At 44.4% G+C, this 13,986-nt stretch carries 13 protein-coding genes and 1 riboswitch; of the genes, 4 read left to right on the forward strand and 9 right to left on the reverse strand.

Annotated elements, in window-relative coordinates; all coding sequences use genetic code 11:
- Positions 1 to 89 precede the first annotated feature (89 nt).
- From OIM03_07275 to OIM03_07305, 7 genes are all read right to left on the reverse strand, one after another.
- Positions 90 to 647, reverse strand: a complete 558-nt coding sequence (locus tag OIM03_07275) for a gamma carbonic anhydrase family protein (GenBank protein ID HJI74078.1) — start codon at positions 645 to 647, stop codon at positions 90 to 92.
- A gap of 143 nt (positions 648 to 790) precedes the next feature.
- Entirely contained in the window at positions 791 to 2,065 is a 1,275-nt protein-coding gene (gene lysA, locus OIM03_07280; protein HJI74079.1) for a diaminopimelate decarboxylase, read from the reverse strand.
- A 203-nt stretch (positions 2,066 to 2,268) separates the two neighbouring features.
- On the reverse strand, positions 2,269 to 3,126 hold the full coding sequence (locus OIM03_07285) for a transporter substrate-binding domain-containing protein (GenBank protein ID HJI74080.1): 858 nt from the start codon (positions 3,124 to 3,126) through the stop codon (positions 2,269 to 2,271).
- A gap of 221 nt (positions 3,127 to 3,347) precedes the next feature.
- On the reverse strand, positions 3,348 to 4,187 hold the full coding sequence (locus OIM03_07290) for a transporter substrate-binding domain-containing protein (protein HJI74081.1): 840 nt from the start codon (positions 4,185 to 4,187) through the stop codon (positions 3,348 to 3,350).
- Between the two features lie 151 nt (positions 4,188 to 4,338).
- Complete coding sequence (locus OIM03_07295; GenBank protein ID HJI74082.1) at positions 4,339 to 5,184, reverse strand: transporter substrate-binding domain-containing protein; 846 nt, start codon at positions 5,182 to 5,184, stop codon at positions 4,339 to 4,341.
- Positions 5,185 to 5,380: 196 nt separating this feature from the next.
- The gene (locus OIM03_07300) at positions 5,381 to 6,748 is read right to left on the reverse strand and encodes a phosphomannomutase (protein ID HJI74083.1); all 1,368 of its coding nucleotides are present in this window, start codon (positions 6,746 to 6,748) and stop codon (positions 5,381 to 5,383) included.
- Complete coding sequence (locus tag OIM03_07305) at positions 6,748 to 7,059, reverse strand: YerC/YecD family TrpR-related protein (protein HJI74084.1); 312 nt, start codon at positions 7,057 to 7,059, stop codon at positions 6,748 to 6,750. The genes OIM03_07300 and OIM03_07305 overlap by 1 nt, the downstream gene beginning before the upstream one ends.
- 279 nt (positions 7,060 to 7,338) lie before the next feature.
- Positions 7,339 to 7,440, forward strand: a riboswitch (SAM riboswitch).
- 54 nt (positions 7,441 to 7,494) lie between these two features.
- On the opposite strand from OIM03_07305, the gene OIM03_07310 reads away from it, so the two are divergent.
- The 4 genes from OIM03_07310 to OIM03_07325 all read left to right on the forward strand — a co-directional run bounded on the left by OIM03_07310 (position 7,495) and on the right by OIM03_07325 (position 11,415).
- Positions 7,495 to 8,535 carry a methionine ABC transporter ATP-binding protein gene (locus OIM03_07310; protein HJI74085.1) on the forward strand — a complete coding sequence of 347 codons (1,041 nt, stop codon included), beginning with the start codon at positions 7,495 to 7,497 and terminating at the stop codon, positions 8,533 to 8,535.
- Positions 8,516 to 9,169 carry an ABC transporter permease gene (locus OIM03_07315; protein HJI74086.1) on the forward strand — a complete coding sequence of 218 codons (654 nt, stop codon included), beginning with the start codon at positions 8,516 to 8,518 and terminating at the stop codon, positions 9,167 to 9,169. The genes OIM03_07310 and OIM03_07315 overlap by 20 nt, the downstream gene beginning before the upstream one ends.
- A 77-nt stretch (positions 9,170 to 9,246) precedes the next feature.
- Complete coding sequence (locus OIM03_07320; protein ID HJI74087.1) at positions 9,247 to 10,089, forward strand: MetQ/NlpA family ABC transporter substrate-binding protein; 843 nt, start codon at positions 9,247 to 9,249, stop codon at positions 10,087 to 10,089.
- 123 nt (positions 10,090 to 10,212) lie between these two features.
- Positions 10,213 to 11,415 (forward strand): MFS transporter, encoded by a 1,203-nt coding sequence (locus OIM03_07325; GenBank protein ID HJI74088.1) that lies wholly within the window; start codon positions 10,213 to 10,215, stop codon positions 11,413 to 11,415.
- 36 nt (positions 11,416 to 11,451) lie between these two features.
- Here the strand turns inward: OIM03_07325 and OIM03_07330 are convergent, their stop codons facing one another.
- Both OIM03_07330 and rfaE2 read right to left on the reverse strand, forming a co-directional pair.
- Positions 11,452 to 12,525 (reverse strand): glycosyltransferase family 9 protein, encoded by a 1,074-nt coding sequence (locus tag OIM03_07330; protein HJI74089.1) that lies wholly within the window; start codon positions 12,523 to 12,525, stop codon positions 11,452 to 11,454.
- Positions 12,522 to 13,982, reverse strand: a complete 1,461-nt coding sequence (gene rfaE2, locus OIM03_07335; GenBank protein ID HJI74090.1) for a D-glycero-beta-D-manno-heptose 1-phosphate adenylyltransferase — start codon at positions 13,980 to 13,982, stop codon at positions 12,522 to 12,524. Before rfaE2 ends, OIM03_07330 begins: the two co-directional genes overlap by 4 nt.
- Positions 13,983 to 13,986 lie beyond the last annotated feature (4 nt).

Below are 13,986 nucleotides of genomic sequence, written 5' to 3' on the forward strand. Positions count from 1 at the left end.
TAAGGGAAAACAGAAAGATGGCAGTACGAAAAACGCACTGCCATCTTTATTATCATTTATGAAATGATTTCCAGTAATACCGCTCCCTGTTAGACAATTGGTTCGTTGTGATAGAGCTCGCCATCGATATCCGGTTTTACACCATATCCAATAGCCCATTCGCATTTATACTTCAATGCCTGTGCATGGATGTTTTTCATCTTATCAATGGTCTTGATTACCTTTGCCGGAACACCGACAACGAGTGAGTTCGGAGGAATGACCTGATTCTCCAGAACCAAAGCGCCGGCTGCAATGATAGATCCTCTGCCGATCTTGGCCCCTGTCAGAATGGTGGAATGCATACCGATCAGTACATGATCTTCAATTTCGCATCCATGAACGCAGGCACTATGTCCGATTGTAACATAGTCACCGATGATGCACGGGTTATTATCTGCTACATGCAGGCAGCAGAGATCCTGTACGTTGGAGCATTCTCCAACGGAAATGTAGTTGACATCGCCTCTTGCAACAACGCCTGGCCAAATGCTGGAATATTTTCCGATTCTTACATCGCCGGACAGGAATACACTTGGTGCAACGAAAGCATTTGGATCAATCTGTGGAACTTTACCTTTGAACTGCTGATTGGATAACGTATACATAATTTAAAGCCCCCTTACGTTTCAATATAAACGTTTGCTTACGTCTAGATTATACTCCTATATTTTTCGATTTTCTATAAACAATCCCTTAAAATAAACAAAAGAGATGCCCCGGAAAGAGACATCTCTTAAAAAATTAAAAATCATTTTTCAACTTTAGCTGTATTTTCTTTCAGGGACGGGAAGTCCAGTGTCGCAAAGAGATCAAACAGTGTTTCATTTCTTCTGATCTGCTGCACGCTCCCATCTTCATGAACCATAATTTCCTGATGGCGGAGTCTTCCATTATAGTTGTAGCCCATGCTGTGGCCATGAGCGCCGGTATCATGGATAACAATCAGATCTCCCATATCAATTTCCGGGAGCTTGCGCTGGATGGCAAATTTATCGCAGTTTTCACAAAGAGAGCCGACTACGTCATATACATGATCTTTGGGGGCATCTGCCTTCCCGAGAACAGTAATGTGATGGTAAGCCCCATACATGCCTGGACGCATAAGATCGGCCATGCATGCATCTACTCCGATGTAGTTCCTGTAAATATTCTTGTAATGGATGGCCTTTGTCACAAGGAAGCCGTACGGACCGGTAATGGCCCTGCCGCATTCAAAGCAGATCCTTGTCTTTTCAAATCCTGCCATTTTTTCTTCGAAGAGTTTCCTTGCGCCTTCTCCCAATCCTTCAATGTCGACTGCTTCCTGTTCCGGAAGATAAGGGATGCCGATTCCGCCGCCAAAATCAATGAAATCGACAGTAATCCCCTTTTTGTCTCTGATATCATTGGCAAGGTCGCACATCATTGAAATCGTGCCTAAAAGGCCGGGAAGCTCAAGTTCTGCGGAAATGACCATCGTATGGATTCCGATATAGGAAATGCCTTTCTTCTTAGTCCAGTCGACACAGGTCATGAGCTGGTCATAAGTCATGCCGTACTTTGCTTCTTCCGGTGTCCCTATAATTGCATTGCCTCTTGTCAATTCCGGCCCCGGATTGTAACGGAAGCAAATCCTTTCCGGCACAATCTGAAGTCTTTCCAGATCATCCAGATTTGAAACATCGTCCAGATTAATGATGGCACCCAGTTCATGTGCCTTAATGAATTCTTCATCAGGCGTATCATTGGCAGAAAATACGATTTCCTCCCCTTTGATTCCAACTGATTCAGCAAGGACAAGTTCAGCCATCGAGCTGCAGTCCGATCCGACGTCCAGCGTTTTCAGGCTTTTCATGATCCAGGGATTCGGAGTCGCTTTTACAGCAAAATATTCATGGAAGTTGGGATTCCAGGAAAAGGCTTTCTTAAAGCGCTTGACATTATCTAACATGCCTTTTTCGTCGTAGATATGAAAAGGTGTACCGTATTTGGCAGCAATATTCTGAATTAACTCATCACTAAATGGAACTGTTTTAACGCTCATTAGCCTTCCCTCTTTCTATTGATTTTCCCTGTATCAGGATAATTGACTCATTATAACATACGTTTTAAAACTTGACTACATTGAGGATCGCGCGTGCATGCCGCAATCAGTGATGATATGAAAATTTTAAGACTTATAAAAAGTCACCACACACCTGGTGCATGGTGACCTTTTATATTGATTCATACGTTATTCACAGCTGATTATTTCTTATCTGCGTTTTCTACTGCTTTCTTGCTGTATTCTTCTGTCCACTTCTTGAAGTTTCCGTTGTCCGTGTTTTCTTTAATTACCTGATTGACAACAGCAGCTACATCTTCACTTCCCTTCGGAAGAGCTGCTGCAGAATTCTTGACTGCATTCGGGAATTTAATATCAGAGAACATGAGATCATTGTTGAAAATGACATACTGTTCGCCGACGATGCCTTCTACAACCAGTGCATCGACTTTGCCCTGCTTCAGTTCAAGAACAACTTCCGGAACATGTGCGAGACATACAATATTAGCATCCTTAATCTGGTCTTTGGCAAGAGCTTCCTGAGTCGTGGATTTCTGTACGCCGATGGTCTTGCCGTAGAGGTCTTCTACCTTCTTGAACTTATCAGCATCAGCCTTGCGGATGATTACCTTCTGTTCTGTCGGAAGATAGTTGTCAGAGAAATCCATGGATTTCTTACGTTCATCTGTCGGGTTGATGCCTGCGATAGCCATATCAACCTTACCGCCTGTCAGGGAAGAAAGAAGAGCCTGGAAATTCATGTCCTGCACTTCAAGCTTGACGCCCAGCTTGTCAGCAATCTTCTGTGCCAATTCCATATCAATTCCGATGACCTTCTTTTCACCGGCACTTGTGTCCACGAATTCATAGGGAGGATAACCGGAAGCTGTTCCCACAACGAGCTTGCCGCTGCTCTTGATCTTATGCATAAGCGGGCTTTCAGCCTGAGCCGGCTTGCTTGCTGCCTTATTATCGCTTCCGCCGCAGCCTGTGATAGCAAAAGCTGCTACAGCTGCTGCTCCGAGCATTGCCAATTTCATTGCATTTATCTTTTTCATCATTTTAAGCACCTCTCTGATAATTCTGATCCCGAACCGGATACATCTTTGTGATGGATAGATAGTAGCATAAATATACACGTATGTCAATAATTATTCGTATAAATAATGAAATTTTCTTGCTTTTTATGCATTTACTTGCACAATAATGAATAAACCATTACGATCCCTTACAAATGAAAAAGAGGAATGCTCTTTGGCATTCCTCTCTCAGGCATAGCTTATTATTTCTTGGCTTTTTCCACTGCGATTTTACTGTATTCATCAACCCATTTATCAAACTGTCCGGATTCTGTATCCTGTTTGATAATGCCGTTAATGACTTTCAATACATCATCGCTTCCCTTTGGCAGTGCAACAGCAGAGACTTTCTTAGCTCCCTGGAACTGTACATCCGCCAAAGCGAGGTCATCATTGAATACAAGGTACTGCTTGGCAACGACGCCTTCCACGACAATTCCGTCAAGTTTGCCATTCTTCAGCTGCAGGATAGCATCCGGAACACTGGAAAGTCCGATGACGTTTGCCCCTTTGATTGACTGGGCCGTCGTTTCCTGTGTCGTAGATTTCTCTGCGCCGATTGTCTTGCCGCTCAGATCAGCCATGTCCTTGTAAAGATGTTCGTTCTTTTTAAGAACCAGAAGCTTCTGTTCCGTTGGCAGATAAATATCAGAGAATGCCATCGCCTTTTCTCTTTCCGGCGTCGGGTTGACGCCTCCGACTGCAATATCTACCTTGCCGGAAGTCACTGAAGAAAGAAGCGCAGAGAATCCCATATCCTGTACTTCCATCTGAACACCGAGTTTGTCAGCGATCTGCTTGCACAATTCAATATCCAGTCCAATGACCTTCTTGTCAGGGGAATCAGCATCTACAAAAACGTAAGGCGGATATCCCGAAGAAGTGCCGACAATTAATTTGCCTCTCTGCTTAATTGTCTGCATCAGTTTGCTTTCCTGTGTACTAGATGCGCCAGAAGGTTTGGAATTATCTCCACAGCCGGCGATTGCCAGCGAACCTAAAATTGCCGCACCGATCAATGTCAGCTTTAAAGATTTTCTCATGTATACATCCCTCCATTCCTATGTGCATATTACCATTTTCCGCCTATATTGTATAGATATGAAATAAAGGGTTCATGCATATCTATACTTTTATGCAGTATTCTGCTCTCCTTAAATATGAATAAATATTATATCCACAATTATATCCACATTATTTCTTGGCATTCTCAACCGCTTTCTTTGTCATTTCATCAACCCATTTATCTATATTTCCATTGGCTTTGTTCTCAGCAATGACCTCATTAATCACTTTGATAACATCAGCGCTTTTCTTCGGCACGGCAACGGCAGCACCGCCGCTGTAATTGCTGAAGTAGATGTCTGTTGCCGAAAGATCACTATTCGTCAGAAGATACTGGCCTCCAACGATATTCTGCACAGGTACCGCATCCACTTTCCCCGTCTTCAGCTCAAGAAGTGCATCTGCAACCTTGGGAAGTGCCACGATCTGCGCATTCTTGATCTGCTCATTAGCAAGCTTTTCCTGAATCGTAGATTTCTGTACACCGATACGTTTTCCGTCAAAATCACTCAGCGTCTTATACTTCCCTGCATCCTCTTTTCTGACAAGAAGTGTCTGTTTCCCTTCAAGATAACTGTCAGAAAAATCTACGGTCTTTTTACGTTCTTCAGTCGGATTGATCGCAGAGACAGCAATATCCACTTTTCCCGTGGTCAGAGAGGACAAAAGCGACTGGAATGTCATATCCTGTATTTCCAATTTGACTCCCAGTTTCTTTGCAACGGCTTCAGCCAGTTTGATATCTATCCCGTCAATCTTTTTGCCATCTGATGCTGAAGTATCTAAAAACTCATAAGGAGGAAATCCGGATGCTGTACCTACAGTCAGTTTCCCGCTTGATTTGATCTTCTGCATCAAAGCACTCTCATTGTTTTTTGGTGATGAACTGCCAGAAGAACTACCTCCGCATCCTCCTCCCATAAGCATGCCCGCAATGACTGCAGCGGTCAGAATTGTCTTTGTAATTTTTTTCATAATGATCTCCTCTTTTCCGTATCTAAATGGGTCTTTGATTAATTATCCTTATAAATATACGCTTTTGTGGAATAAAATGCAATGTAATGCATAAATTATTTTCAGATTCCCCATGTCCCCCTTTCGTGATAAATACAAAAAGCAGGACCTTCGTCTTACCAGGAAGGTCCTGCTTTTTATATATCGTCACGCCGAATCAGTTAAGAGACTTGACTAATTCAATGACTTCATTTTCTTTTTCTTTAAGGAGTTCTTTGTCCCCACGGGTTTCCATGTTGAATCTGATCAAAGGTTCCGTATTGGACGGGCGGAGATTGAATCTCCAGTTTTTGAAATCAACTCCGATGCCATCGATCTTGTCAATTCTTTCAGCATCAGGTGTATATTTCTTTTCAATTGCTTCCAGGATAGCATTCACATGGTTGGCAGGAAGATTGATTTCGCCGCTGCATGGGAATTCAGCTTCCATTTCAGCAACAAGTTCTCCTAAACCTTTCCCCTTTTCACTCATGATCTGAGCAACAATCAGCCAGGGAATCATGCCGGAATCGCAATAGGAGAATTCACGGAAGAAGTGATGAGCACTGTTTTCTGCGCCATAAATTCCCTTCACTTTGCGCATGGTCTCCTTCATAAAGGCATGTCCGCCCTTGGATTCAACAGCTTTTCCGCCAAGTTCATTACAGATTTTCTGCGTACACCAGAAGACGCGGGGATCATGGACAATGGTTTCTCCTTTATGGAGCTGAAGGAAGTATTCAGCCAGAAGACCTACCATGTAGTAGCCTTCGACAAATTTTCCGTTTTCATCAATGAAGAAGCAGCGGTCAAAATCTCCATCCCATGCAATTCCAAGGTCTGCCTTTTCTTTCAGTACGGTATCGACCAGTTTCTTGCGGCATTCTTCAAGCATCGGGTTAGGCACCCCGTTAGGGAAAAGTCCGTCCGGCTGCATGTCAATATAGCTGAATTTGAACGGGAGATATTTTTCAAGAGGTGCAAATGCAACATTGGCACAGCCGTTTCCTGCATCAACGACAATATGAAGCGGCTTCATTTTCTTCATATCAACAAATGTCAGGATATGCTTTACATAATCGTCGATGATTTCTTTCTTATAAACGGTTCCCTTTTTCTCAGACTCTTTAAAGTCTCCTGAAAAAGCAAGTTCTTCAATGTCCTTAAGGCCTGTATCCTCGCTGACAGGAATGCCTTCCTGTCTCACGATTTTTATTCCATTATAGTTGGAAGGATTATGGCTGGCGGTGATCATGAATCCGCCATCCATCTTATAGAAGAATGTACCGAAGTACATCATTTCTGTTCCGCAGAGGCCGATGTTATAGACATCAGCGCCGCCGTCAGTCAATCCGCGGCTTGCAGCTTCGCAGATCTTCTGGGAGCTCGGGCGCACGTCATAACCAATGCACATGGTTTTTGGATGATACAGATCTGCATAGGCGCGTCCTACTCTGTAAGCAAGTTCTTCGTTCACTTCATCCGGCACAATGCCGCGGATATCATATGCTTTAAATCCTGCATGAGAAAGATTCAGTTTATCCATTATTTCTTGTTTCCCCCTAATTCATTCAATCTTGAAAGTACAGTCAGATATCCGTCAGCCCCGTACTTAAGGCATCTTTTGACTCTTGAGATTGTTGCAGTACTTGCCCCTGTCTCCTTCTCGATCTGATCATACTTTTCCCCAGCCTCAAGCATCCTTGCTACTTCCAGGCGCTGTGACATGTCCCGGATTTCGTTGATCGTGCAAAGATCCTCAAAAAATTCATAACATTCATCCCTGGTTTTAAGCTGAAGGATGCCGTCAAATAAATTATCAGTCAGTTTATTAACCAATCTTTGATTTACGCTCATCTATCTTTCATCCTCCTTCCCCATGCGCCCTTAGGCCATGGGTACATTCTTTTATGCTTTAATATATTATAACATTTGATATTATACAGCGTAAAGAATAGATGATTTAAATTATACTGTTAAAAACTTTTTGGCCTTCCTTTTCTTTTATGCCGAAAAGCTTTATTTACCGTGTATCTTATTTTAATAAATACTATTGACAAGGAAATCCATACAGAGTACTATAAACACAATCGATTAAAGTCAAACTAGTTTACCATCTAGTTAATTTAATAATCTTATTCATCATGAGTGACGGAGGGACTGGCCCATTGAAGTCACGGCAACCATTCTTAATGAAACGGTGCCAATTCCAGCGAGTAAAATCTCGAAAGATGATGTCACAAACTTTCATCTTTCGATGAAAGTTTTTTTAATTTCAGGGAGGAGACCCCCATGATTGAACTGAAACATATAACTAAAGTATATGACAATAATTACAGGGCGCTCGACGATATCAACCTTACCATTAAAGATGGCGAAATTTTCGGGATCATAGGACAGTCAGGTGCCGGAAAGTCTACACTCGTCCGCTGCATCAATATGCTTGAACCTCCGTCTTCCGGAGAGGTCATCATCAACGGGAAGGATATGACCAAGCTCAGCAGTTCCGAGTTGCGCAAAGAACGCAAAAACATCGGAATGATTTTCCAGCATTTCAACCTTCTCTCCAACAGAACCGTTGCCCAGAATGTTGCTTTCCCGCTTGAACTAGCCAATGTGCCGAAAGCGGAGCAGAAAAAAAGGATTGATGACATCCTTGAGCTTGTAGGACTTACCAGTTACAAGGACAAGTATCCGTCCCAGCTTTCCGGCGGACAGAAGCAGAGAGTCGGCATTGCAAGAGCCGTCGTATCCAACCCGTCTGTACTGCTTTCGGATGAAGCGACAAGTGCGCTCGATCCTGAAACCGTAAAATCCATCCTCGAGCTTCTGAAAGACATCAATAAGAAGCTGAATATCACAATCATCATGATTGCCCATCAGATGGAAGTCATCAAGGAAATTTGTGAACGCGTCGCAGTCATCGAACACGGAAAAATCATTGAACAGGGTTCGACTGTCGATCTCTTCACGAATCCCCAGACTGAAACACTGAAGAAATTTATCGGAACCGTCATGTCCACAGAAGTTCCGGAACAGTTGTCCCATATGAATATCCATAAAGACAAGGAAAAGGAAGACGATCAGACAATCATCAGCCTTTCCTTCCGCGGGGACGTCACAAACGAGCCGATCATTGCAAATCTGATCCGCAAGTACAACCTGGATGTCAGCATCCTTTATGGGTCGATTGATTATATTCAGGACGTATCCTTCGGACGTCTGATCATCATGATCGACGGCCATGAAGATGACATGATCAATGCATTAAGCCATTTGAAATCATTACCAATCACAAGCGAGGTGTTAGGCTATGTCTCCAGTAATCACTAATTTGCTTTTCAAAAGTCTGGCGGAAACATTGTACATGCTTTCCGTTTCAGCCATTATCGCAGCCATTATAGGAATACCGCTTGGCATCCTGCTCGTAGTCACAGAGAAGAACGGAATTCTCGCCTGCCCGGTACTCAATAAGCCGCTGGCATTTGCCATCAATATGGTCCGTTCCATCCCATTCATCATTTTGATGGTTGCCATCATTCCTTTTACAAGAATGGTAGCCGGTACCTCCATCGGTACTACAGCAGCTATTGTTCCTCTGACAATTGCCGCTATTCCATATACAGCAAGAATGGTGGAAACTTCCATCCGTGAAATTCCCTTCGGCCTTATTGAAGCAGCTGAATCTATGGGAGCCTCCCCTTATCAGATCATAAAAAAGGTCTTGATTCCTGAAGCACTTCCATCGATTATAGAAAACATGACTGTTGTCATCGTATCCCTGATCGGTTCCTCTGCCATGGCAGGCACCATTGGCGGCGGCGGCCTCGGCGACCTTGCCATCCGCTACGGTTATCAGAGATTCCAGGCTGATGTCATGATTGCAACAATCATTGTATTGATCATCATCGTACAGCTTATCCAGTTCATCGGAAGCACCTGGTCAAGAAAGACTGACAAGCGTTAATCACCGGAATGGTTGGAATTATCCATCAAATCCCATTTCCGGAATTATAAATTCAAAAGAGAAAGGAAGTTTTGCTTATGTTAAAGAAACTGATTATCACCGGCCTTTGCGCACTCTCCGCAGCAGCAGTCATCACCGGCTGCGGTTCTGACGCTAAGCCGGCAGCATCCTCTGCCCAGTCTGCTCCTGCAGAAAAGAAGGAAATTACGGTTGGCGCAACAGCCGGCCCGCACGCTGAGGTTGTTGAAGCAGCTGCCAAAGAAGCTGAAAAGAACGGCCTCAAGGTCAATGTAAAGGAATTCTCCGACTACATTACCCCGGATCAGGCGCTTGCTGATGGAGATCTTGATCTCGTAGTTTACCAGCACGAACCATTCCTGAACAACTTCAATAAGCAACACAACACAAACCTCGTTCCGATTGGAAAAGCTATTCTGATGCGCATGGGTATTTACTCCAACAAGTACAAGGATGTCAAGGATATTCCTGACGGCGCTACCATTTCCATTCCTAATGACCCGACAAATGAAGGGCGCGGACTCCAGCTTCTTGAAAAAGCCGGCCTGATCAAGCTCAAGGAAGGCGTAGGCATGAAAGCTACTCCTGCAGACGTTACGGAAAACCCGAAGCATCTGAAATTCAATGAACTGGAAGCCGCTCAGCTCCCAAGAAGCCTTGACGATGTTGCCGCTTCTGTCATTACAATGAACTATGTCATGAGCGCAGGCCTGTCTCCAAAGGATCAGGGCATCTTCCTTGAATCCAAGGACACCCCGCTTGCTGTCATGATTATTGCTGCCAGAGAAAAAGATAAAAATCAGCCTGCTTACAAGAAATTCGTACAGGCTTACCAGTCTGATGCAGTCAAGAAATTCATTGCAGAAAAATATAAAGGAACGATTGAACCTGCCTGGGATTAATGGGCTTACCTCAAAGGATGATGCGCCTGCATCATCCTTTTTTATTGCAGGTCTCCTTTTGCTGTCTTTCACCTATTCATTCATGATATAGTTAATACGTAGACATTTTGCAAGGAGCTCCTTATGAAAATTACAACCTTATTCCCTGCCCTGGGTGTAAAGAACTACAGAGTATTCTGGATTACGCAGTGGATTGCGCTCATCGGTTTCTGGCTGCAGCTGACAACACAGCAGTGGCTCGTATATAAAATGACCGATTCTGCGTTCCTTTTAGGCCTTTTATCTGCATGCCAGTTCACCCCTTCCCTTTTATTCACACTGGGGACAGGGCTTTGGATCGATCATCACAATAAGAGAAAAATACTGATGGGAACACAGTCCCTTTATATGCTGCAGGCACTTCTTTTGGGCCTGCTCCTTCTCTCCGGGCATGAAACGTATGGATGGCTTTTATTCTTTGCCTTTTTCCTGGGAACGATCGATGCCTTCGATATGCCTGCCCGCATGACTTTCATGCCTGAATTGGTAGGAAAAGAAGCGCTTCACAGTGCAGTCAGCCTGAATTCAACCAATTTCAATATCACCAGAATGGTGGGACCGCTGCTTGCCGCTTTTCTTCTGAACTATCTCTCTTACAGTGATATTTTCTTCCTTAATGCGGTTTCTCTCATCCCTATACTCTTTGCCTATGCCAAAATGAACGTGAATACTCCCGTCATTCAGGAGACCAATAAAAAACCGCTTCATGAAATCCGCGAGGGCATTGCCGAGGCACGAAAGAATCCGATTATTTTCGGCAATCTTCTGGCAGCCGGAATCGTAAGCAGTCTGATCCTGAATATGGGTACTTACGGACCGCTCTTTGCAGACAGGGTACTTCACACAGGACTTGATGGATTCGGATCCATTCTCTTTGCCGCAGGGGCCGGTTCCATGGCAAGCGGAATACTTTCTGCCACATCCAGCACGCATTATTCACAGCGGTTCATATTTACTGCAGCCGGCTTATGCGGCCTTCTCCTTATGGTCGTCAGCTACATTTCCTGGACAATCCCGGCGCTTTTCATGTTCGCCCTGCTCGGTTTTGTTACCATTCTCTTCATGGTAAACTGCAATACTGCAATCCAGATGGCATCGCCTCCTGAATACCTGGGAAGAATCATGGGCCTTTATACCTTTGTATTCCTGGGGAGCGCACCATTTGGTTCTCTCCTCGTCAGTGCAATCATTGAGTACATGGGAACCTCTTTAGGACTTGCCATCGTAGGTCTTTTTGAAATCATACTCATACTGCTCACAGCAAAAACTTATTCCAAGCAAAAATAAAAAGCAGCGGAAGGATAGCCTCCGCTGTTTTTTAATTTACAAATCTTCTGCTTTTTGTAATGCTTTCTCTCCTGCATCAATGACTCGATCCACACTGATTTTAGAAATAGGCACATAATTGCCTGATGCAATCGTTTTATTCACATGCTCGGGTCCCTCAGGCATATCCCAGGAAGAAATTGCCTGTGAACAAGGTCCCAAAGGATGATGGAACTTTGCGTTGCTCGGTCCGAACATGGAAATAGTAGGTATTCCGCGGCTGTCTGCTACATACATGGGTCCGCTGTCATTGGTAAAGAAAATGGAGCAATGACCGGCCGCTGCAATAAATTCGCCCATGCTCAGATGGCCTGCCGCAATAACCGCTTTATCCCCGTGTTTCATAGAGGAAATAGCCTTCTGGATCAGCCCCAGCTCTGACTTGACGCCAAAGAAAACTGGAATGAATCCCTTCTCAAAGAAATGATCAGCGACTTTCCCATAATTTTCAGCGGGCCAGTTCTTTTCCGGCGTAGAACTTCCCACAGAAAATCCGGCCATTTTTACATTCTGCGGTAATTTCTGCGACTTGAAAAATTCCCTGGCCTTGTCTTCCCAGTCACTGCAGGTATAGGTACGCATCCCGCTGTGAGAAATATCTTTTACGCCCAAGAGCTGCAGTACTCTCAGGTATTTGTCTACAGCATGAGAATTATATGTCTCAATCACAATCGGCTGATCCATGAAGAAGTGATCGAACCCCGTTCCCTCTTCTCCCGTCCAGTACTTAGGATGCATGGCAAGACCCATCAGCGTAGTCCTTGATGTCCCATGGAGAACTATCAGGACGTCCGGCTTCAATTTTCCAATTTGCCGCCCGATATTCCAGGTAGCCATAAGCCCCTTATCTTTTCCATTCCTGTCGACAGGAATAATTTCATCGATATTGGGATTATACTTCACAGATTCCTGGAATCTGGAGTCCATGACAAGGACGATCCTGGAGCCTTCCGCTTCTCTTCTCAGCACTTCAAGAAAAGGAGTAATGGAAACCATGTCTCCAAAATACAGCATGTACATAATAACAATCGTCTTGTTTTTCAAATCGACACGACGGGCAGAGTTTTTCATTGCTTTTCCCTTTTTATTTTTTTAATGACTCCTGTTGTTGAATAACCATCGACAAAGGGGAGAATTTCCACGGATCCTGCATATTGCCTCCCGGCTACTTCTTCTGCCTTGTAATCTCCGCCCTTGACAAGGATATCCGGTTTCAGATGGGACAGAAGTTTTTCAGGTGTTTCTTCTCCAAAGACAACGACATCATCAACGCAGCGAAGAGCGGCAAGCATAAAGCTCCTGTCATTTTCACGGTTGACAGGACGGTCTTCCCCCTTGAGCATCTTGACTGACTCATCGGAATTCAATCCCACAATCAGGTGATCGCCAAGAGAAGCCGCTTTCTGCAGATAGGTGACATGGCCCCTGTGAAGGATATCGAAGCATCCATTGGTAAATACAACCGTCTCTCCTCTTGCTTTCCAGAGATTTACCTTGTTTTCCGCTTCCTTCCACGTCAGAGGGAGGTAATCAAGGCGGACCGGCTCATTATCACGCCATGCATCAAGGACTTCTTTCCTTTCGACCTGATAAGTTCCTACATGTGAAACAGCGATGCCCGCTGCGCGGTTTGCAAGTTCCAGTGTCGTTTCCATATCAATGCCAGCGGCTGCACAGGCAGCTGTAACAGCCATGACAGTATCTCCTGCGCCCGAAACATCAAAGACATCCTGCGCAACGGATGCTCTATGGATAGCCCCGCCATCCATAATGCAGGTGATTCCTCGCTCAGATCTTGTTACAAAGAGATATTTCAAGTGGAACTTTTCCCTGATCCTCTTTCCTTCCGCCTCTATGGGAGCACTTTCATTGGGAATGCTCTTTCCTGCGCAGTCAGAAAGTTCTTTCAAATTAGGCGTGATTCCATAAGCGCCGTCATACTTTTCCCAATCACTGCCCTTAGGATCGACAAGGACAGGGACATTATATTCATTGGCTTTCTTTATGATTTTCTGAGACAGTATGTCGTCGATCATTCCCTTGCCATAATCAGAAATGACAACACAGTCCAGTCCCGCTTTTAAAAGCCCGCAAAGCCATTCCATAACGCTTTTGCATTCATCTTCAGAGAGCTTCCTGGTTCTTTCATAATCAAGCCTCATCATCTGCTGGCCTGCACCCAGAATGCGTATTTTAGCTGTCGTCTGATAATCATCAGACACAAGAATCCCCTTAGAGTCAATTCCTGCATTTTTTAAAAGCTCAAGAAGCATTTTCCCGTTCTGGTCATTCCCGACTATGCCGGAAACGAAAACCTGACAGCCCAATGATGCCAGATTGGCCGCTGTATTGGCAGCCCCGCCCGGCACGTTTCTTTCCCCTTTGACCAGATTGACCGGTACAGGCGCTTCAGGAGAGATGCGGTTCACACTCCCTGTCACGTACTGATCCATCATTACATCACCGATTACGGCTGCCTTTACTTTCAGAATATCTTCACTAAGAAATTTTTCTCCGTCTTGTCTCATGGTT

Source organism: Veillonellaceae bacterium (assembly GCA_025992895.1).
Classification (GTDB): Bacteria; Bacillota; Negativicutes; order Veillonellales; family Dialisteraceae; genus Dialister.

Bases quoted from the DNA above. Each gene is read 5' to 3' on its own strand.
- rfaE2 (HJI74090.1), bottom strand. From the start codon at position 13,982: ATGAGACAAGACGGAGAAAAATTTCTTAGTGAAGATATTCTGAAAGTA.
- OIM03_07305 (HJI74084.1), bottom strand. From the start codon at position 7,059: ATGAGCGTAAATCAAAGATTGGTTAATAAACTGACTGATAATTTATTT.
- OIM03_07295 (HJI74082.1), bottom strand. From the start codon at position 5,184: ATGAAAAAAATTACAAAGACAATTCTGACCGCTGCAGTCATTGCGGGC.
- OIM03_07290 (HJI74081.1), bottom strand. From the start codon at position 4,187: ATGAGAAAATCTTTAAAGCTGACATTGATCGGTGCGGCAATTTTAGGT.
- lysA (HJI74079.1), bottom strand. From the start codon at position 2,065: ATGAGCGTTAAAACAGTTCCATTTAGTGATGAGTTAATTCAGAATATT.
- OIM03_07310 (HJI74085.1), top strand. From the start codon at position 7,495: ATGATTGAACTGAAACATATAACTAAAGTATATGACAATAATTACAGG.
- OIM03_07300 (HJI74083.1), bottom strand. From the start codon at position 6,748: ATGGATAAACTGAATCTTTCTCATGCAGGATTTAAAGCATATGATATC.
- OIM03_07330 (HJI74089.1), bottom strand. From the start codon at position 12,525: ATGAAAAACTCTGCCCGTCGTGTCGATTTGAAAAACAAGACGATTGTT.
- OIM03_07315 (HJI74086.1), top strand. From the start codon at position 8,516: ATGTCTCCAGTAATCACTAATTTGCTTTTCAAAAGTCTGGCGGAAACA.
- OIM03_07285 (HJI74080.1), bottom strand. From the start codon at position 3,126: ATGATGAAAAAGATAAATGCAATGAAATTGGCAATGCTCGGAGCAGCA.
- OIM03_07320 (HJI74087.1), top strand. From the start codon at position 9,247: ATGTTAAAGAAACTGATTATCACCGGCCTTTGCGCACTCTCCGCAGCA.
- OIM03_07325 (HJI74088.1), top strand. From the start codon at position 10,213: ATGAAAATTACAACCTTATTCCCTGCCCTGGGTGTAAAGAACTACAGA.
- OIM03_07275 (HJI74078.1), bottom strand. From the start codon at position 647: ATGTATACGTTATCCAATCAGCAGTTCAAAGGTAAAGTTCCACAGATT.